This is a genomic window from Saxibacter everestensis (genome assembly GCF_025787225.1).
In the GTDB taxonomy this organism is placed as follows: Bacteria; Actinomycetota; Actinomycetes; order Actinomycetales; family Brevibacteriaceae; genus Saxibacter; species Saxibacter everestensis.
The window spans coordinates 1,802,789-1,823,060 of the sequence record NZ_CP090958.1 but is presented as its reverse complement, the minus strand read 5'-3'; the positions used below and the strand labels follow the sequence as shown (position 1 = coordinate 1,823,060).

Annotated in this window: 19 protein-coding genes; all 19 read left to right on the top strand. The window is 65.4% G+C overall.

Annotation, left to right across the window (positions count from 1 at the left end; all coding sequences use genetic code 11):
• The first annotated feature begins 58 nt into the window (after positions 1–58).
• The 19 genes from alaS (at position 59) to pyrF (ending at position 20,209) form a co-directional block, all read left to right on the top strand.
• On the top strand, positions 59–2,728 hold the full coding sequence (gene alaS, locus LWF01_RS08730; protein WP_349640634.1) for an alanine--tRNA ligase: 2,670 nt from the start codon (positions 59–61) through the stop codon (positions 2,726–2,728).
• A gap of 4 nt (positions 2,729–2,732) precedes the next feature.
• On the top strand, positions 2,733–3,230 hold the full coding sequence (gene ruvX, locus LWF01_RS08725; RefSeq protein ID WP_349640633.1) for a Holliday junction resolvase RuvX: 498 nt from the start codon (positions 2,733–2,735) through the stop codon (positions 3,228–3,230).
• Between the two features lie 8 nt (positions 3,231–3,238).
• Positions 3,239–4,384, top strand: a complete 1,146-nt coding sequence (mltG, locus tag LWF01_RS08720) for an endolytic transglycosylase MltG (RefSeq protein WP_349640632.1) — start codon at positions 3,239–3,241, stop codon at positions 4,382–4,384.
• A 1-nt stretch (position 4,385) separates the two neighbouring features.
• Entirely contained in the window at positions 4,386–5,378 is a 993-nt protein-coding gene (locus LWF01_RS08715; RefSeq protein ID WP_349640631.1) for a shikimate dehydrogenase family protein, read from the top strand.
• Positions 5,371–6,105 (top strand): prepilin peptidase, encoded by a 735-nt coding sequence (locus LWF01_RS08710; RefSeq protein ID WP_349640630.1) that lies wholly within the window; start codon positions 5,371–5,373, stop codon positions 6,103–6,105. Before LWF01_RS08715 ends, LWF01_RS08710 begins: the two co-directional genes overlap by 8 nt.
• A gap of 2 nt (positions 6,106–6,107) precedes the next feature.
• The gene (aroC, locus tag LWF01_RS08705) at positions 6,108–7,295 is read left to right on the top strand and encodes a chorismate synthase (protein ID WP_349640629.1); all 1,188 of its coding nucleotides are present in this window, start codon (positions 6,108–6,110) and stop codon (positions 7,293–7,295) included.
• 2 nt (positions 7,296–7,297) lie between these two features.
• Complete coding sequence (locus LWF01_RS08700; protein ID WP_349640628.1) at positions 7,298–7,939, top strand: shikimate kinase; 642 nt, start codon at positions 7,298–7,300, stop codon at positions 7,937–7,939.
• Positions 7,940–7,968: 29 nt separating this feature from the next.
• Positions 7,969–9,066, top strand: coding sequence for a 3-dehydroquinate synthase (aroB, locus tag LWF01_RS08695; protein WP_432762018.1), 1,098 nt, complete (start codon positions 7,969–7,971; stop codon positions 9,064–9,066).
• A gap of 15 nt (positions 9,067–9,081) precedes the next feature.
• On the top strand, positions 9,082–9,873 hold the full coding sequence (locus tag LWF01_RS08690) for a hypothetical protein (protein ID WP_349640626.1): 792 nt from the start codon (positions 9,082–9,084) through the stop codon (positions 9,871–9,873).
• A 25-nt stretch (positions 9,874–9,898) separates the two neighbouring features.
• The gene (locus LWF01_RS08685; protein ID WP_349640625.1) at positions 9,899–10,354 is read left to right on the top strand and encodes a type II 3-dehydroquinate dehydratase; all 456 of its coding nucleotides are present in this window, start codon (positions 9,899–9,901) and stop codon (positions 10,352–10,354) included.
• A 160-nt stretch (positions 10,355–10,514) separates the two neighbouring features.
• Entirely contained in the window at positions 10,515–11,078 is a 564-nt protein-coding gene (gene efp, locus LWF01_RS08680) for an elongation factor P (protein ID WP_349640624.1), read from the top strand.
• A complete protein-coding gene (gene nusB / locus LWF01_RS08675; RefSeq protein ID WP_349640623.1) occupies positions 11,075–11,485 on the top strand; it encodes a transcription antitermination factor NusB in 411 nt (136 codons plus the stop codon). The genes efp and nusB overlap by 4 nt, the downstream gene beginning before the upstream one ends.
• Positions 11,486–11,569: 84 nt before the next feature.
• The gene (pyrR, locus tag LWF01_RS08670) at positions 11,570–12,118 is read left to right on the top strand and encodes a bifunctional pyr operon transcriptional regulator/uracil phosphoribosyltransferase PyrR (RefSeq protein ID WP_349640622.1); all 549 of its coding nucleotides are present in this window, start codon (positions 11,570–11,572) and stop codon (positions 12,116–12,118) included.
• Positions 12,115–13,095, top strand: a complete 981-nt coding sequence (locus LWF01_RS08665; protein WP_349640621.1) for an aspartate carbamoyltransferase catalytic subunit — start codon at positions 12,115–12,117, stop codon at positions 13,093–13,095. The genes pyrR and LWF01_RS08665 overlap by 4 nt, the downstream gene beginning before the upstream one ends.
• A complete protein-coding gene (locus LWF01_RS08660) occupies positions 13,092–14,417 on the top strand; it encodes a dihydroorotase (protein WP_349640620.1) in 1,326 nt (441 codons plus the stop codon). The genes LWF01_RS08665 and LWF01_RS08660 overlap by 4 nt, the downstream gene beginning before the upstream one ends.
• Complete coding sequence (locus tag LWF01_RS08655) at positions 14,405–14,899, top strand: PH-like domain-containing protein (protein ID WP_349640619.1); 495 nt, start codon at positions 14,405–14,407, stop codon at positions 14,897–14,899. The genes LWF01_RS08660 and LWF01_RS08655 overlap by 13 nt, the downstream gene beginning before the upstream one ends.
• A complete protein-coding gene (carA, locus tag LWF01_RS08650) occupies positions 14,893–16,062 on the top strand; it encodes a glutamine-hydrolyzing carbamoyl-phosphate synthase small subunit (protein ID WP_432762017.1) in 1,170 nt (389 codons plus the stop codon). The genes LWF01_RS08655 and carA overlap by 7 nt, the downstream gene beginning before the upstream one ends.
• Complete coding sequence (gene carB / locus LWF01_RS08645) at positions 16,062–19,355, top strand: carbamoyl-phosphate synthase large subunit (protein WP_349640617.1); 3,294 nt, start codon at positions 16,062–16,064, stop codon at positions 19,353–19,355. Before carA ends, carB begins: the two co-directional genes overlap by 1 nt.
• Positions 19,352–20,209: an orotidine-5'-phosphate decarboxylase gene (pyrF, locus tag LWF01_RS08640; protein ID WP_349640616.1), complete on the top strand. Its 858-nt coding sequence runs from the start codon at positions 19,352–19,354 to the stop codon at positions 20,207–20,209. The genes carB and pyrF overlap by 4 nt, the downstream gene beginning before the upstream one ends.
• Positions 20,210–20,272 lie beyond the last annotated feature (63 nt).

The window sequence follows — 20,272 nt, the reverse complement described above, 5'->3', positions numbered from 1 at the left end:
CCTGCGCCGCAGCGGCGTTACGGTAACCGGCGAGCTCGTAAGAAAGGCACACCAGAAAATGCAAACGGCTGAGATCAAGCGCCGGTGGCTGCAGTTCTTTGAAAGTCGCGGCCATACAGTGGTGCCCTCAGCGTCGTTGATCAGCGACGACCCGACGCTCATGTTCAACGTCGCAGGCATGGTGCCCTTCATTCCCTATCTGACCGGTCGCGAGCCGGCGCCATTCAACCGGGCGACCAGCGTGCAGAAGTGCGTGCGCACCAACGACATCGACGAGGTCGGCAAGACCACCCGGCACGGCACGTTCTTCCAGATGAACGGCAACTTCTCCTTCGGTGACTATTTCAAGGCCGAAGCGATCGAGTTCGCCTGGGCGCTGCTGACGACGCCGCAGGCCGACGGCGGTCTCGGTTTCGACCCGGACCGGCTGTGGGCCACCGTCTATCACGACGATGACGAGGCATTTGGGCTGTGGCAGTCGATCGCGGGCCTGCCCGAGTCACGAATTCAGCGGCGCGGCAAGGCGGACAACTACTGGCACACCGGTCAGGCCGGACCAGGCGGCCCATGCTCGGAAATCTACTATGACCGTGGCCCGGGTTATGGGTCCGAAGGCGGCCCCGAGGCCGACGAGGACCGTTACATCGAAATCTGGAACCTCGTGTTCATGCAGTACCAGCTCGAGAACGTACGCAGCAAGGTCGACTTCGACGTGGTGGCGGAGCTGCCGAAGAAGAACATCGACACCGGGATGGGCCTTGAGCGGGTTGCGTTCCTGCTGCAGGACGTCGAGAACATGTACGAGATCGACGAGGTGTTCCCGGTCATCGAGGCAGCTTCGAAACTGTCCGGCCGGACTTATGGCGCAAACCACGAGGATGACGTCAGGCTTCGGGTCGTCGCCGACCACGTCAGGTCCGCGCTGATGCTGATTTCGGACGGCGTCACCCCAGGCAATGAGGCGCGCGGCTACATCCTGCGCCGGCTGATCCGCCGCGCGGTTCGGGCGATGCGGCTGCTCGGCGTCGAAGAACCCGCTATGCCGTCGCTGTTGACCGCCTCCCGGGGCGCCATGCAGAGCTCGTACCCGGAGGTCGGAAGCGACTTCGACCGGATCTCGCGCATTGCTTATGCGGAGGAGGAAGCCTTCCTGCGCACGCTGGTGTCAGGAACCGCGCTGCTGAACCAGGCAGTTGCCGGAGTCCGGGGTGGCAGCAACACGCTCAGTGGCGACAAGGCGTTTGCGCTGCACGACACATTTGGCTTTCCGATCGACCTGACACTCGAGATGGCGGCGGAACAGGGCGTTTCGGTTGACGAGCAGGGATTCCGTACCCTGATGGCCGAACAGCGCGACAGGGCGAAAGCCGATGCGCGGGCCAAGAAGACCGGCGGAGTTTCCGACACCTCGGCTTATCGTGAACTCCGCGATATCGGCGAAACCCCGTTCGTCGGGTACGAATCGCTAAGCCAGGATTCGAAGATCCGCGGGCTGGTCAGCGAGGGGCGGCGCACAGAGCTCGCCGAGGTTGGATCGACAGTCGACATAGTGCTTGAGCAGACCCCTTTCTACGCGGAATCCGGTGGCCAGGCCGCCGACTTCGGCGTGATCAGCGGCGACGGTTTCGCCGCGAAAGTGCTCGACGTGCAGTCGCCGGTCAAGGGCCTTGTTGTGCACCGGGCAGAAATCACCGAGGGCGTGCTGCAGCCAGGCAAAGACGTGCTCGCCGCCGTCGATGCCGACCGCCGTCTCGGTGCCTGCCAGGCGCATTCCGCGACCCACCTCGTGCATGCCGCATTGCGCCAGTTGCTCGGGCCAGGAGCGGTCCAGGCGGGTTCACACAACGAGTCCGGTTACATGCGGTTCGACTTCTCCTACAACGCGACACTGACGCCGGCAGTACGTGCCGAAATCGAAGAGGTCGCTAACCTTGCCGTCCGGCAGGACCTCGGCGTCACGGCCGAGTACATGTCGCTCAATGAGGCAAGGGCCTCGGGAGCGATGGCGCTGTTCGGCGAGAAGTACGGCGATACCGTCCGGGTCATCGATATCGGTGGCCCATGGTCGCGCGAACTCTGCGGAGGTACCCACGTGGCGCACTCATCGCAGGTGGGCCCGATTTCCCTGCTCAGTGAGGCGTCGATCGGCTCCGGCGTGCGCCGGATCGAGGCGTCGGTCGGCATGGATGCGTTCCGCAATCTGGCTAAGGAACGCGCCCTGGTCAGTTCGCTTACCGAGCTGCTGAAGGTGCCGGCAGATTCAGTCACCGAACGCGTGCAGTCGCTGCTCGACCGGGTCAGGGACGCCGAACGCCAGATCGACCAGCTGCGCAAGGCGGAGGTACTCGCCGGCGCAGGCAAACTGATCGCGTCCGCACAGCAGATCGGCAAGGTCGCGCTGGCCCGTGCCGACCTTGGCGAGGTGAGCTCCGCCGACGACCTCAGGACACTTGCCCTTGACGTACGCCAGCGGTTCGGCGACGCGCCCGGCGTGGTTGCCGTTACCGGCGTCAGCAAGTCGCGTCCACTGATCGTCATCGCAACGACCGCGGCGGCCCGGGACCTGAAAGTCGAAGCCGGCGCCCTGGTCAGGATTGCCTGTGGCATTCTGGGTGGCGGTGGTGGCGGTAAGCCGGACCTCGCGCAGGGAGGCGGTTCCGACATCGCGGCCATTCCCGCGGCTCTGGAAGCCGTCGCGGCGGATCTGCGCGCCCGACAGGCGGCCTGAGCGCATGTTCCGTCGCGGTGTCCGGCTCGGTGTCGATGTCGGGTCGGTTCGGGTGGGGCTCGCGGCCTGCGATCCGGACGGCATCCTGGCAACTCCGGTTGAAAGCCTCCCGCGGGACGACAGTGGCAGCAGTTCCGACATCAGGCGGATAGCCGAGGAAGTGACCGAGCGTAATGCGCTTGAGGTCATCGTCGGCCTGCCTCGGTCGCTTGACGGCACGCCACGCAAGGCGGCCGAGTTGGCGACCGAGTACGCCCGGCGGCTGGCGTCATCGGTGGCGCCAGTGCCGGTCAGAATGGTCGACGAACGCATGACAACGATCGACGCGCACCGTGCGCTGCGAACCTCCGGAGTTTCCGGGCGGAAGCAGCGTAAGGTTGTCGATGCGGTCGCAGCGGTCATCATCCTGCAGCACGCCGTCGATATGGAACGACAGACAGGACGGGCGCCAGGTGACCTGGTCACCGGGGGCGCCGCGCCAGATACCCAGGAAGGGCGATAGGGCTTTCGATGTCGAAGCTACAGATCGGTGAGCTCGGTGCCGAGGAAACCCGAAAGCAGGAGAACGCGCGCCGGCGCAGACGCCGCCACCATCGTCGCCGGTCGCTCACGATCCTCGTCGTGGTGCTGGCTTTGCTCGGAGCCTCAAGCTATTTCGTCGTCGGGCCGTTGAAGAACATCGCCGCAGAGTTCGGCGTGAGCAACGCCGATTACACCGGTGATGGCAAGGGCGAGGTGGTCATCGACATCCCGGAGGGCTCCTCTGGCCGCACTGTGGCGAACATCCTGCTGGAGGCCGACGTGATCAAGGCCTCGAAGCCGTTCATCAAGGCGGTCGAAGCCGGCAAGAAGCCACTGCAGGCCGGCGTGTACCCGATGAAGAAGCAGATGAGCGCCCAGGCCGCATACGACCGGTTGATTGATCCGCCCACCCTTGACAAGGTCGCCATCCCCGAGGGCTTCCGGCTCAAGCAGATCAGTGAACGTATTCAGCTGGCCACCGGCCTGTCGAAGGACGAGGTCGACGCCGCAGTCAACGCGAAACCGGAAACGTACGGACTTCCGAAGGAGCTGCCTAGCCTGGAAGGGTTCCTTTACCCTGCGACATACGACATCAAGGAAGACGTAAAGGCCAAGGCCATTGTGCAGTCGATGGTCGACCGGCTGAAGGAACAGCTGAAGAAGCATGGCGTCGAGGAAAAGGACGAACTCAAGGTCCTGACACTGGCAAGCCTGATCCAGGTCGAGGCGCCCAATAACGAAGAAGCGCGCGCCCAGGTTTCCCGCGCGCTGCAGAACCGGCTGGACCCGAAGATCAACAAGGAAACAGCCGGATTCCTGCAGCTGGACTCCACGATCGCCTATATCCACGGGGCGCGCGCCGATGCGAGCACAACCAAGGACGAACGGAAGACGGAGTCGCCGTACAACACCTACCTGAACAAGGGGTTGCCCGTCGGCCCGATCAATTCACCGGGTGCTGACACCATCGAGGCTGCGTTGAACCCCGCCGAGGGGAACTGGCTGTACTGGGTGACTATCAACCCGGAAACCGGCGAGACGCTGATGGCCGACAACTACGCGGACCACCAGAAGAACGTGAAGAAGTACCAGGAATGGCTGCGGGACCACCAGTCTGACGATTCGGGAGGCTGAGGTGGGCAAGGACCGGTTCCGGGCCGGTGTGCTCGGCAAGCCGATCTCGCACACCCTGTCTCCTCGGCTGCACCGCGCCGGCTATGCCGCCTGCGGCTTCAACGACTGGCAATACGAGGCGTATGAACTGGATGCCGATCAGCTCGGCGACTTCCTGACCGAGCACGCCGATTTCCTTGGCTTCTCGTTGACCATGCCGCTGAAGCAGGAACTGATCCGCTTGCACCAGACTGCCGGTGAGGTCGACCGGGTCGCCGCCGCGACTGCCGCCGGTAACACCGTCGTGCTTGCCGGCTCGGCCACTGCGGGGCGCGACGCCGTTCCCGGCAGGGGCCAGGTGTACAACACAGATGTGCTCGGCATCGAGCGTGCCTTCCGGTTCGTCGCTCCTGATGCGCGGTTCGACCGGCCCGCAGTGCTTGGCGGCGGCGCCACCGCGGCGTCCGCCGTTGCGGCGCTGATCGGCCTCGGCGCCGGCGAGATTCAGGTATTCGTGCGGAATCTCGCCAGGACCGAGGCAGTGAAACGGACGGCGGACCTGCTGGGTGCGAGTCTTTCAGTGCGGCCGCTCGACGACTGGGAACCTGCCGAGCACGACTCGGTCATCTCGACCCTTCCCGCGGGCGCGGCCGACGAGCTCAGCGCCCGTATCCTGCCCTACGACGTCATCGCTCCCGACGATGAAATCGTGGCCGATTCATCCCGCGCACTGCTCGACGTCGCCTACGCCCGACGACTCAGTCCGCTGCTGATCGCCTGGCAGCAATCCGGCGCCGTGCCGATAGACGGATTGAACATGCTGGTGTTCCAGGCTGTGGAGCAGTTCGTGCTATTTGCCCGCGCCGCGGCCAGGATCGCCGATCACAGCGACCCGCTGCATGGCCTGGCCGAGGAAGAGATCCGGCATCGGGTCGAAACCGCGATGCTTGCCGAGATCTCCAATGATCAGCCCGGCAACGACCCCAGCGCCGACGGCTCAGCCAACGATGCCTGACGCGTTCCTGGGTTTGATTGTTGCCATCGGAGTGTCCCTGCTGATCGGCGCTTTCGCCCGGAAGATCGTCGGCGACCAGGACTGGCCGCTGCTCGGCTGGCCGGGTCGACGCGCGCCGCTGCGCTGGCAGATCGTCACGGCAGTTGTCGCCGCGGTGCTGTGCGGCGGTTATCTGCTGAGCAGAGGCCCAGTGGCGGAAGCCGCCATCGACCCCCAGCCGATGCTGACACTGCGGATGGCAGCCCAAATGACGGCGGTGGCCGTTCTGGCCGGAGCGACGCCGGCGTTGGCCTACTTCGACGTCAGGCTGCACCGGTTGCCTGACCGGATAGTTCTCCCGATGACCGGGCTGGTCCTGCTGCTGGCCGGGGTGGGCGCGCTGACAGGTGCCGGCTTTGCGCTCCCCGCGCCGGAACTGCTCAGACCGTTCCTTGCCGCTATCCTGCTGGCCGGCTTGTTCGCGGTGATCTACCTGATTCCGCGGTCAGGCCTTGGCCTTGGCGACGTGAAACTGATGCTGCCGATCGGCATCATCACCGGCTTCAGCTCCTGGCTCACCGTGATCGGCGCGGTCTATGCCGGCGTGTTGTTCGCCGGGCTCGCCGCAGCCGCCCTGCTCGTGACGAAACGCCGCCGTGGCACCGATCCGATCGCCTATGGCCCGTTCCTGCTGCTCGGTGCGTGGACGGCCGTCATCGGCAGCCTCTGGCTTTCAGTAGGATCGTGACTATGTTGCGTTGGCTTACCGCAGGGGAATCACACGGCCCTGCCCTCGTCGGAATTCTTGAGGGCCTTCCGGCCCACGTGCCCATCACGACTGAGGAGGTCCAGGCCGCACTGGCCCGCCGTCGGCTCGGCTATGGTCGCGGCGCCCGGATGTCGTTCGAACAGGACGCCGTGCGGCTGATCGGGGGCGTCCGGCATGGACGGACCCAGGGCGGCCCGGTCGCCATCGAGGTCGGAAACACCGAATGGCCGAAGTGGGAACAGGTGATGTCCGCCGACCCGGTCGATCCCGATGAACTCGCCGAACAGGCGCGTAACGCACCCTTGACCCGGCCACGGCCCGGCCACGCCGACCTGGTCGGCATGCAGAAGTATGGTTTCGACGAGGCGCGGCCCGTGCTCGAACGTGCCTCCGCACGGGAGACGGCGACCCGGGTCGCTCTCGGCGCCGTCGCGTCTTCCTTCCTCGCCGAGCTCGGGATCACGCTGGTCTCGCACACCGTCGGCATCGGTCCCGTCATGGTCCCCGAGGGTACCGAGCTGCCTACCGCAGACAATGTCGACGCTCTGGATGCCGATCCGATGCGTTGCTTCGATCAGGACACCTCGGCCCGGATGGTCGCCGAGGTCGACGACGCCAAAAAAGCCGGCGACACCCTCGGCGGAGTCGTAGAGGTGCTCGCGTACGGCACTCCTCCCGGCCTGGGCTCGCATGTGCACTGGGATCGCCGGCTCGACTCCCGGCTCGCCGGAGCCCTGATGGGGATCCAGGCAATCAAGGGCGTCGAAATCGGCGATGGTTTCCGCACCGCCGCCCGGCGCGGCAGCCAGGCACACGACGAAATTCAGACCACCGGCGGCAGGATCGGACGCTCGACCGGTCGTGCCGGCGGAACCGAGGGCGGCATGTCCACCGGAGATGTCTTGCGGGTTCGGGCGGCGATGAAGCCGATTGCGACTGTTCCGCGCGCCCTGGCCACAGTCGATGTCGCAACCGGGCAGAACGCCAAGGCCCACCATCAACGCTCGGATGTCTGCGCGGTTCCTGCGGCCGGCGTCGTGGCGGAAGCCATGGTCGCCCTGGTCGTTGCGGACGCCGTCGTGGAGAAGTTCGGCGGGGACTCGGTGGCCGAGACCGCACGCAATATCGACACCTACCGGCGGAACATCCCGGCAACTCTGCAGAGTTAGCGATGTCCAGACCAGTTCCCAAACCGTCACCGCCGCTCAATCCGTCTGCCCGGCCACCGGCCCGCATCGTGCTGATCGGACCGCCAGCTGCTGGAAAGACCACGGTGGGCCGGATGTTGTCCGAGAAGCTGGACGTCAGCATGCGGGACACCGACGCGATGCTGGTCGCGAAGTGGGGCACCATCGGAGACCTCTTCCTCGTGTACGGCGAAGATGGATTCCGCGACCTGGAGCGCCAGACAGTCGATGACGCGATCCAGGAACTCGTCCGCCGGCCCGGCGTCGTCTCACTCGGCGGTGGCGCCATCCTGCACCCTGACACCAGGGCGCAGCTCAAGCACCCGAGCGTTATCGTCGTGCTGATCGACATCGATGCCGAGACGGTGGCCACCCGGATCAACAACAATTCCCGGCCGCTGCTCAACTCGGAGTCTGCCACTGCGCTGGACCGCTGGCGGGCAATCGTGAAGGAACGCACCCCGTTGTACCACGAGGTCGCGAGCGTCACTGTGACAGCGTCCAACGCGCCACCGGGAGCGGTGGTTTCGCGCATCCTTGAGGCCATCGCCTCGGTCCACACAAAAAGCTACCTGCAGGACCTGGCCCGGGAACCTGAACAGACACCACGAACGGAGAACCAGTGAGTAGCGAGAACGCAGCGGAACCACGCCGGATCGAGGTCGGTGGCGACCAGAGCTATCCGGTTCTGGTCGGCAGCAGCCTGCTCGGTGAGCTTCCCGGCCTGCTCGGCGAGCACGTCAGGAAGGTCCTGGTGGTCTACCCGCGCGCCCTGCGCACCACTGGCGATGCCGTGCGCGAGGATCTTGCCGCTAGCGGGTACGAGGCCGTGGCGGCCGAGATTCCAGATGCCGAGGAGGCCAAGCACATTCAGGTCGCCGCGTTCTGCTGGGGCGTTCTCGGTCAGTCCGACTTCACCCGGTCCGACGCCGTCGTTTCGGTCGGCGGGGGAGCGGTGAGCGACCTGGCCGGCTTTGTCGCCGCCTCCTGGCTTCGAGGCGTCAAGGTGGTGCACGTGCCGACAACCCTGCTTGGCATGGTCGACGCCGCCGTCGGTGGCAAGACCGGAATCAACACGGCCGAAGGGAAGAACCTGGTCGGCGCCTTCCACCCGCCTGCCGGCGTCGTCGTCGATGTCGACACGCTGGCGACGCTGCCAAGAAACGAGTTGTTCACCGGAATGGCCGAGGTGGTCAAGGCCGGATTCATCGCCGATCCCGCAATCCTGGACCTGCTGGAGAACAATTCGCTCGACGACATCTCGGACCACGGCGGCGCCGTGCTGCGCGAACTGATCGAGCGGGCCATCGCGGTGAAGGCCTCCGTGGTCAGCGAGGACCTCAAGGAGACCGGTCGCCGGGAGATCCTGAATTACGGGCACACGCTCGGCCACGCAATTGAGCTTGCCGAACGGTACCAGTGGCGGCACGGTGCCGCAGTTTCGGTCGGCATGATGTTTGCCGCCGAGTTGTCCAGCCTCACCAGGGGACTTCCGGACGCCGTAGTGGACCGGCAACGCGATATCCTGCGCAAGCTCGGGCTGCCCCTGACCTACCGCGCCGACCGTTGGCACCAGTTGCTGGACTCGATGAAACGCGACAAGAAGGCCCGCGGTGCACTGCTGCGTTTCGTGGTGCTCGATGACCTGGCCCGGCCAACTACCCTTGAAGGCCCGGATCCCGCACTGCTGTTTGCAGCATTCCAGGAGGTTGCAGCCGAGGCGCCACGCGGCGGCGCGGTCCAGCTGGGCTGACTAGAATCTGAAGCTATGACGCTGCCACCTGAACCCAACCGGCCGCCGCCCGCTCCCCAGCCCTATGGTCGACCGCCGGGGTACGGGCCGCAGCAGCCCTATTACCAGCAGCCGGCCTACTACCAGCCGGTGTATTACCAGCCGGTCTACTACCAGCCGTATCCGCCGGTGTACCGGCCGCCCAGGCCGCCGTTGTCTCGGCGGCAACGTTCCGCGGCGCTTTGGGCCGGTGGCATCGCCGGGCCGCTGCAGCTGCTTGGCATCACTGTTCTCGGAGCTGTCGGCAGTGTTCTGGCCTTCGTTATGTTCGCCGCTTTTGTCGAGGCCACTGGCGAGTTGAGCGAGTCAGAGAGTCTGTTCGCCGGGCTGGACCGGTCCGGCTGGATCGTCGCAGCCGCGATCACGGTGGCCGCCTGCTTCGTCGGTGTGGCATTCTTTCTGGCCGGGCTCTGGATCGGCCGGGCGGTGATGCGTGCTGCAGACGTCCATCGGCCGAAAGCCGTGTCGTGGTCCGGCACCGGCATCAACTTCGGCGTCAACCTGCTACTTTCAGTTTTCCTCTGGCCGCTTGCCTGGACCGTGCTATCCAGTATGTTCGTGGTTGCCATGGTCGCCGTTGGCTCCAGTATCGAGGCAGGTGGGGCCGATCAGGATGCAGTGTCCGGCCAATTCGCGGCACTTGGTGCACTCGGCATCGGTCTCAGCGTGCTCGGATTGCTTCTCGTCATCGCGATAAGTGCGTTGCTCTGGTGGTGGATGGCCTTCGCCTACAGGGCCCGGCCCGCAGATCAGGAAACGACCGGATGAATGGCGAAAGCTATAGTTGGCCACTATGCGCGTTCTGATACTCAACGGGCCCAATCTCGGCCGGCTCGGCAGCCGCGAACCGGACGTCTACGGCGCGCAGAATTTCGTGTCGCTGACGAAATTCTGTGTCGATCAGGCGGCTTCACACGGCTACTCAGCCGAGGTGCGCCAAACCAACGATGAGGCCGAGCTGATTTCCTGGCTATACGAGGCGGTCGATTCGCGGACGCCGGTGATCCTGAACCCGGCAGCGTTCACCCATTACTCCTACGCGCTGCGCGATGCCTGTGCCCAGGTGTCCGGCTCCGGGCTGCCGCTCGTCGAGGTGCATCTGACCAACCCGGCCAGCCGTGAGGCGTTCCGGCACAACAGCGTGATCAGCGGTGTTGCGACCGGCACCATCGCCGGCTTTGGTTTTCATTCCTACCGGCTGGCGATCTCGAGCCTGCCCGTTGAGCCGGAGACTGATGATCGCCGCTAACGGTTAATGGGTTGATGCGCAGACCGGGTACCCTAGGTGAGGTTCGAAAAAATCACCCCAGGCTGACCCCCGCCGCCAGGCAAGGCTCGGTCAGATAAGACCCGGGCTGGATATGACTCGGGCTGGATAAGACTCGGGCTAGACAAGGGAAAGAAATCGCGTGGCTTCGACTAATGATCTGAAAAACGGCATGGTGCTTAATCTGGAAGGGCAGCTGTGGTCTGTCACTGAGTTCCAGCACGTCAAGCCCGGCAAAGGTCCGGCGTTCGTCCGGACCAAGCTGAAAAACGTGCTGTCGGGCAAGACCGTCGACAAGACGTTCAACGCCGGCACCAAGGTCGAGACCGCGAACGTCGATCGCCGCGATATGCAGTACCTCTACCATGACGGCACCGACTACGTCTTCATGGACAACAGCGACTACGAGCAGTACAGCATCACCGAGACGGTGGTCGGATCGGCCGCCAACTTCCTGCTTGAGAACAACACTATCCAGATCGCCTTCCACGACGGCGCAGCGCTCTACGTCGAGCTGCCGCCGTCCGTCGTCCTCGAGATCACCTATACCGAACCTGGCATGCAGGGAGATCGCTCGACCGGCGGCTCCAAGCCGGCGACGCTGGAGACAGGTTACGAGATCCAGGTACCGCTGTTCATTGAGCAGGGCACCAAGATCAAGGTCGACACCCGCTCCGGCGACTACCTGGGGCGCGTTAACGAGTGAGTGCCCGCAGCAAGGCGCGTAAGCGCGCACTGGACGTTCTGTACGAAGCGGAGCAGCGAGAGATCGCGCCGCTGGCTATGTTGCAGGAACGCAGCACCGACACGGAATACCCGATGCGCGCGTACGCCGCGGAAATCGTGCAGGGTGTCGCGGCGCATCAGGACGAGATCGACGAGTACCTGGAAACCTACTCACAGGGGTGGTCGCTGCAGCGGATGCCCGCAGTTGACCGGGCCATCCTGCGGGTGGGTGCCTGGGAGGTGCTCTACAACGACGATGTGCCGGACAAAGTCGCACTCGATGAGGCGGTTGACCTGGCACGCCTGGTGTCCACCGACGAGTCGCCGAACTTCGTCAACGGACTGCTCGGCAGGATCATGGACCTCAAGCCGAGCCTGGGCCTTTAGGTCCAGAGTCTGACGCGTTGCTACAGTTGTGGCAACACAGCTCCTTTAAGTGCCGTCCAGTGAGGCGGGGAAGGGGGATGACGCATGCGTGCACGCCAAGTGCTTGATGCTGCCGAAATCCGCAGGGCGATAGCCCGAATCGCGCACGAAGTCCTCGAGCACAACAAGGGCGCTGAGGACCTGGTCATTCTCGGCATTCCCAGCCGCGGCGTCCCATTGGCTCGCCGGCTGGCTCAGCGGATTGCGGAGATCGAACCCAGCGTTGATGCCGACGCCATCGTCGGATCGCTCGACGTGACGATGCACCGCGACGACCTGCACCGGCAGCCCATCCGGAGCATCTCTCCCACTGAACTCCCGCAGGGCGGTATCGACGACAAGACAGTCGTGCTCGTCGATGACGTCCTGTTCTCCGGGCGCACCGTTCGCTCCGCCTTGGACGCGCTTTCGGACCTGGGACGCCCCCGCGTGGTGCGGCTCGCCGTCCTGGTCGACCGCGGACATCGCGAGTTGCCGATCAGAGCCGATCACGTCGGAAAGAACCTGCCAACCGCCGCGGATGAGCGGGTACAGGTCCGGCTTGCCGAGCTGGATGGCGAAGACACCGTCGAGATTTCCGGCGGTGACCAGTGAGTTACCGCCACCTGCTTTCAACCGCAGACCTCAGTCGTGCAGACGCCATCGCTACGCTCGACATCGCCGAAGAGATGGCCGCCGTTTCCGGACGGGATATCAAGAAGCTGCCTACGTTGCGCGGCCGTACCGTGGTGAATTTGTTCTTCGAAGACTCCACCCGGACCCGGATCTCCTTTGAAGCCGCGGCAAAGCGGCTGTCGGCGGACGTGATCAACTTCGCCGCCAAGGGCTCGAGCGTGTCCAAGGGCGAGAGTCTGCAGGACACGGCGCAAACTCTCGAAGCGATGGGCGCCGACGCCGTGGTGATCCGGCACCCCGGCTCGGGCGCTCCGGCCAGGCTGGCACAGGCCGGGTGGATCGATGCCGGGATCGTCAACGCCGGAGACGGCACCCATGAACATCCGACCCAGGCATTGCTCGACGCTTTCACGATGCGACGTCATCTGGTCGGAGGCGACGGGAACACCGCAGCAACCGGTGCCGACCTGGCCGGCGCTAGAGTCGCGATCGTCGGGGACATTCTGCACTCCCGGGTCGCCCGGTCGAACGTCCACCTCCTGCGAACGCTCGGCGCCGAGGTAACCCTGGTGGCGCCACCAACGCTGTTGCCGGTCGGCGTCGACTCCTGGCCCTGCGAGGTCAGCTACGACCTGGACGGCGTCATCGACGACGGGGCACTGGACGCGATCATGATGCTCCGGGTGCAGCAGGAACGCATGCAGGCATCGTTCTTCCCCTCGGCGCGCGAGTACTCCAAACGCTGGGGACTCGGCGAGACCAGACTCTCCCGCTTGGCGGATCGGACGCTGATCATGCATCCCGGCCCGATGAACCGTGGCTTCGAGATCTGCGCGGCCGCAGCCGACTCGGCCCAGTCGACCGTCATCGAGCAGGTCGCCAACGGCGTCTCGGTCCGGATGGCCGTGCTGTACCTGCTGCTTGCCGCGGACCACCCACAGAAAGAGCTGCCATGACCTACCTGATCCGTAACGCGTCCCCACTTGGCGGAGCCGGCACAGATTTCCGGATCGAGAATGGCCGGTTCGTCGATGTATTCAGCCCAGGAGCCGAAACGCCGACCGAGATCGACGCAACCGGCCTGATCGCGTTGCCCGGCTTCGTCGACCTGCACACCCACCTGCGCGAACCGGGACGCGAGGATGCCGAGACGGTGCTCTCCGGGTCACGGGCCGCGGCGATGGGTGGCTTCACCGCGGTGCACGCAATGGCCAATACCGCTCCGGTCGCCGACACAGCAGGCGTCGTAGAACAGGTCTGGCGGCTCGGCCAGCGCGCCGGCTACACAGAAGTGCGGCCGATAGGCGCCGTTACCCTCGGCCAGGCCGGGACCAGACTTTCCGAACTCGGCGCGATGGCCGAATCGGCCGCCCGGGTTCGCATTTTCTCCGACGACGGAATGTGCGTGCATGACCCACTGCTGATGCGCCGGGCACTTGAATACGTGAAGGCATTCGACGGCATCATCGCGCAGCATGCCCAGGAGCCACGGCTGACCGAGGGTGCCCAGATGCACGAAGGCGCCGTCTCCGCGACTCTCGGACTGCCTGGTTGGCCAGCGGTGGCCGAGGAGGCGATCATCGCCCGCGATGTGCTGCTAGCCGACCACGTCGGCTCCCGGTTGCATATCTGTCACGTGTCGACGGCCGGATCGGTCGACATCATCCGCTGGGCGAAGTCCCGCGGGGTGAATGTCACGGCCGAGGTCACGCCGCACCATCTGCTGCTGACGGATGAACTGGTGCGCAGCTTCGACCCGGTCTACAAGGTCAACCCGCCGCTGCGAACGGCGCGCGATGTCGAAGCCGTCCGCGAGGGGCTCGCCGACGGGACGATCGACATCGTTGCCACCGATCACGCCCCGCACCCTGAAGAGGCCAAGTGCTGCGAGTGGTCGGCCGCGGCAATGGGCATGGTCGGTCTGGAGACCGCCCTGCCGATCGTCAAAAAAGCGATGATCGACACCGGCCTGATGACCTGGCCGGACCTGGCCCGGGTGCTGTCGACCCGGCCGGCCGAGATTGCCGGCCTGGAGCAGCAGGGTGGCGGGCTCGCCGCCGGTGACGCCGCGCAACTGGTGCTGATCGACCCCGACCGGCAGTTCACCGTGGATGCCGCAACGATGGCCACGGCCGGCCGGAACACGCCATTCGCCGGGCTCGAACTCAGCGGATCGATCCGGCACACATTCCTGTACGGGCATCCGGTCGTGGCCGATGGGGCGCTGGGGACACCGCATGTGATCAGCGAGGAAGGCGGCGCCGAATGGACCGCCTGATCCCGGTTCTCATCGCGGTAGCCGTCATAGCGCTGCTCTTCCTGCTGCTGTGGCTTGGCTGGCGAGGACGGCTGAAACGACAGGCCGAAATCGCCGCTCCCGACCCGGTGCCGCAATCGCTCGGCGATGCCATCCTGGTAGTGCCGGGCAGCTATGTCGCCACCACGACGGAAGGCGACTGGCTCGACCGGATCGCCGTGCACCAGCTCGGAATCCGCACCGACGCCACCGTGGAGGTCCGGCCCGAGGGCCTGGTGTGGCGCCGCAGCGGAGTCTCCGACTTCTTCATCCCGGTCGGCAAGCTCCGCTCGGTCCGGACGGAAAGTGGCATGGCCGGCAAGTTCGTCGAAAAGGACGGGCTCGTCGTAGTGAGCTGGCGACTGGGCAAACAGCTCGTTGACACCGGATTCCGGACCCGTCAGGCAGAGCATCGACCAGCACTCAAGCAGGCAATTTCAGAACTAGTACCGGAGAAATCGTGAGTACCGCAACCCAAGCAACGCACCCCGCAACGCTCCTGCTCGAAGACGGACGTACCTTCCACGGAGCAGGCTACGGCGCGATCGGTTCGACAGTCGGTGAGGCTGTTTTCGTCACCGCCATGACCGGGTATCAGGAAACCCTGACCGATCCGTCGTACCACCGGCAGGTCATCATCCAGACCGCTCCGCACATCGGAAACACCGGAGTCAACGACGAGGACGACGAATCGTCCAGGTTCTGGGCCGCGGGCTACGTCGTCCGCGACGCCGCGCGCCGGCCGTCGAACTGGCGCTCAACCGAGACCCTGGACGAGCGCCTTGCCAGGCAGGGAATCGTCGGTATTTCCGGCGTCGACACCCGCGCTCTGACCCGGCACCTGCGCGACCGCGGCGTTATGCGGGTAGGGATTTTCTCCGGAGATGCCGCGATGCAGCCGCACGCCGTACTACTGGAAGCCGTGCGTGGCGCCGCCCCGATGAAGGGCGCCCAGCTGGCGGAGGAAGTCTCGGTCGGCACCTCGTACATCGTGCCGGCCAAGGGCACCAAAAAATTCACGGTTGCCGCCATCGACCTCGGGATCAAGACGATGACGCCCGCTCAGCTGGCCGAACGCGGAGTAGAAGTACATGTGCTTCCGGCCGCGACGACCCCTGAGCAGCTTCGCGAACTCGGCCCGGACGGCGTGTTCTTCTCCAACGGGCCCGGCGACCCGGCGACGGCCGACCGGCAGGTCGAGCTGCTGCGGTCCGTGCTGGATGACCGCATGCCGTTCTTCGGTATCTGCTTCGGCAATCAGCTGCTGGGCCGCGCGCTTGGCTACGGCACGTACAAGCTGCGGTTCGGGCACCGCGGTATCAACCAGCCGGTGCTCGACCGGGCGACCGGGAAGGTCGAGGTGACCTCGCAGAACCATGGCTTCGCGGTCGACGCCCCGGTCGACGCGCCGAGCACGGCGCCCTACGACGACGGCCGCTACGGCATGGTCGAGGTCAGCCATGTCTGCCTCAACGACAATGTCGTCGAGGGCCTGCGCTGCATCGACCGGCCGGCCTTCTCGGTGCAGTATCACCCCGAGGCCGCGGCCGGACCGCATGATTCCCGCTATCTGTTCGATCGTTTCCTCGATCTGATGGCCAACGCTCACGACGAGGAGATCCACTAATGCCACTTCGTTCAGACCTGAAAAGCGTCCTGGTGATCGGTTCCGGACCGATCGTAATCGGCCAGGCCTGCGAGTTCGACTACTCCGGAACCCAGGCCTGTCGCGTACTTCGCGGCGAGGGCCTGCGAGTCATCCTGGTCAACTCGAATCCCGCGACAATCATGACCGACCCGGAGATTGCCGACGCCACCTACGTCGAGCCCATCTCGCCGGAAGTTATTGAGACGATCATTGCCAAGGAGCGTCCGGACGCGCTGCTGCCGACGCTCGGCGGCCAGACTGCGCTGAATGCGGCAATTGCGCTGGATGAGCGTGGAACGCTCGCAAAGTACGACGTCGAGCTGATCGGCGCGAACATCGCCGCGATCCAGCTGGGTGAGGACAGGCAGCTGTTCAAGGGCGTGGTGGAACGCTGCGGCGCCGAAGTCGCCCGGTCCTACATCGGTCACAGCATGGAGGACTGCCTGGAGGCCGCCGGGCAGCTCGGCTATCCGCTGGTTGTCCGGCCCTCGTTCACAATGGGCGGCCTCGGCAGTGGAATGGCCTACAACGAGCAGGACCTGCGCCGGATCGCCGGCGCCGGTCTGCAGGACTCGATCACCCATGAGGTGCTGCTGGAAGAGTCAATTCTCGGCTGGAAAGAATACGAACTCGAGCTGATGCGCGACAGGGCAGACAATGTCGTCGTCGTGTGTTCCATCGAGAACGTCGACGCGGTGGGCGTGCACACCGGCGACTCGATCACAGTTGCGCCATCGCTGACCCTGACCGACCGGGAATACCAGCGGCTGCGCGACGTCAGCATCGCCGTGATCCGCGAGGTCGGCGTCGATACCGGCGGCTGCAACATCCAGTTCGCGATCAACCCGGACGACGGCCGGATCATCGTGATCGAGATGAACCCGCGCGTCTCGCGGTCCTCGGCCCTGGCGTCGAAGGCCACCGGCTTTCCGATCGCGAAGATCGCGGCGAAGCTCGCTGTCGGCTACACCCTTGACGAAATTCCGAATGACATCACGAAGGTCACTCCGGCGTCCTTCGAACCTGCCCTTGACTACGTTGTGGTCAAGGTTCCGCGCTTCGCCTTCGAGAAGTTCCCGGCTGCCGATCCGACGCTGACCACGACGATGAAGTCGGTCGGAGAGGCGATGGCGCTCGGCCGGAACTTCACCGAGGCGCTGCAGAAGGCGCTGCGCTCCCTGGAGAAGAAGGGCGCGACCTTCCACTGGAACGGCTCAGCCATCGACATCGATGACGCCGATGCCCGGGCAGACATCCTGCGCAGGATCGGGCACGCCACCGAGGACAGGCTGATCGCAGTCCAGCAGGGACTTCGTGCCGGGCTGTCGGTCGAGGAGGTGCACGAGGCCTGCGACATCGACCCGTGGTTCCTGGACCAGATCCAGCTGATCAACGAAATCGCCGAGCAGATCGCCTCGGCGCCGCAACTGGATACAGCGACCCTGACCATCGCGAAACGACACGGTTTCTCCGATGTGCAGATCGGCCAGCTGCGGACAATGCCCGAGGACGTTGTCCGAGGGGTCCGGCATGCGCTAGGGCTGCGCCCGGTCTACAAGACGGTTGACACATGTGCGGGGGAGTTCGAGGCGACGACGCCCTATCACTATTCGAGCTACGACGAGGAAACCGAGGTCGCCCCGCGGGAAGAACCAGTTGTGCTGATCCTCGGCTCCGGGCCGAACCGGATCGGCCAGGGCATCGAGTTCGACTATTCGTGCGTGCACGCAACGATGGCGATCCGCGAGGCCGGGCTGAAGACGGTCATGGTCAACTGCAACCCGGAAACAGTGTCGACCGACTACGACACCGCCGACCGGCTGTACTTCGAACCGCTGACCTTCGAGGACGTGCTTGAGGTCTATCACGCCGAATGCCAGGCGGGACCTGTGCTCGGCGTGATCTGCACGCTAGGTGGCCAGACCCCGCTGGGCCTCGCTGACCGGCTGAAGCAGGCCGGTGTTCCCGTGCTTGGCACCCAGCCGGAGGCGATCGACCTGGCCGAGGACCGCGGGGCCTTCGGAGAGGTACTGGATAACGCCGGGCTGCTGGCACCGAAGAACGGCACCGCGACATCGTTCGTCGGCGCGCAACGGATCGCCGAGGACATCGGTTACCCAGTGCTGGTCCGGCCCTCCTACGTTCTCGGCGGACGCGGCATGCAGATCGTCTACGACACGGAGCAGCTGCGTTCGTACATGGCTTCGGCGACCGAGGTGTCTCCCGACCGGCCGGTGCTGGTCGACAAGTTCCTCGATGACGCGGTTGAGATCGACGTCGACGCGCTCTACGACGGCGAGGACCTGTACATCGGCGGGATCATGGAGCACATCGAAGAAGCCGGAATTCACTCCGGTGACTCCGGCTGTGTGCTGCCCTCGGTGACCCTTGGCGAAAACGTGCTGGAACGGGTGCGCCAATCGACGCTTGCCATCGCGCAGGGCGTCGACGTGAAGGGGCTGCTGAACATCCAGTTCGCCCTGGCCGCCGACGTGCTCTACGTGATTGAGGCGAACCCGCGTGCATCGCGCACCGTCCCGTTCGTCTCCAAGGCGACAACTGTCCCGCTGGCCAAGGCAGCGGCATTACTCGCCATCGGCCGCACCATCAAGGAGCTGCGCGAACCGGGTTCGCTGCTGCCCGCACACGGCGACGGCAGCATGCTGCCACTGGACGCCCCGGTCGCGGTGAAGGAGGCCGTGCTGCCGTTCCGGCGGTTCCGCACCGCCGACGGCGCGATCGTTGACAGCGTGCTCGGGCCGGAAATGCGATCCACCGGTGAGGTGATGGGCATCGACGTCGACTTCCCGACCGCGTTCGCCAAGGGCATGGAAGCGTCATCGACCAATGTGCCGAAGTCCGGCCGGGTCTTCGTTTCGGTGGCCGACGCGGACAAGCGTTCGATGGTTCTTCCGGTGAAGCGCCTGGTTGACCTCGGCTTCGAGGTGCTGGCGACCGATGGGACCGCGACAGTGCTGCGTCGGCACGGCATCGCCTCCACACCGGTGCGCAAGGCTTCCGATGAGGGGGCGGGCGATGACGGCACAACCATCATCGACCGGATCCTGGCCGGCGAGGTGCAGATGATCCTCAATACGCCGTCCGGGCGCTCGGCCCGGGCCGACGGCTACGAGATACGCGCCGCGGCGACCTCGGTCAACTGCCCGACGATGACGACGATTCAGGCGTTCTCGGCCGCAGTGAGCGCGATCGAGGTGGTCAAGGCCGGACCGTTCAAGGTCAAGTCGCTGCAGGAATGGGGCAAACGATGAGTAGCTTCGGCGTTCGGCTGGCCTCGAAGGTCGCCGAACGCGGCAGCCTCGTGGTTGGGATCGATCCGCACCCCGGGCTGCTCGCGGCCTGGGGCCTGCCGGATTCCGCGCGCGGCGTGGCGGAGTTCAGCCGGATCGTGGTCGAATCGCTTGCCGACCTGGTTCCGATGGTCAAGCCGCAGTCAGCGCTGTACGAACGGCACGGCTCGCAGGGCGTTGCCGCGCTCGAAGACACCCTGAGCCTGGCAAGGGAACTCGGCGTGCTCAGCCTGGTCGACGCCAAGCGGGGCGATATCGGTTCGACGATGACGGCATATGCCGAGGCATATCTCGGCCCGATGTCGTCCCTGGCCGGCGACGCCGTGACGCTTTCGCCGTATCTGGGTTTCGGTTCACTGCAGCCCGCGCTCGAGATGGCGGCGGACAACGAGCGGGGAGTCTTCGTGCTGGCGTTGACCTCGAACCCGGAGGGAGCCTCCGTGCAGCACGCCACCGGACCCGAGGGACGAAGCGTTGCCGCCACCATCGCACGCGACGTGGCGGAGGCCAACGCGGATGCCCGGCGGCGCGGCGAGCTCGGCTCGGTAGGCATGGTCGTCGGCGCCACTGTCGGCGACGCGGTCCGGAAGCTCGGAATCGACCTCGCGGAGACGGCGGCACCGCTGCTTGCGCCCGGGGTGGGTGCGCAGGGTGCGGGACCGGATGAGCTGCGAGCGGTGTTCGGCCTGTCGGCCTCGAACGGTCAGCTGCTGCCAACCACATCGCGTGCGATCCTCGCCCACGGGCCGGACCCGGCGGCGCTGCGGCAAGCCGTTTTCGATGCGGTCGCCGAACTCGATTCGCTGACTGACTAGACTGAGCTGGTTGAACTGCCTTGCTTAGAATCCGGCTGTGGCTCGTACTGTTGCACGGGCTGG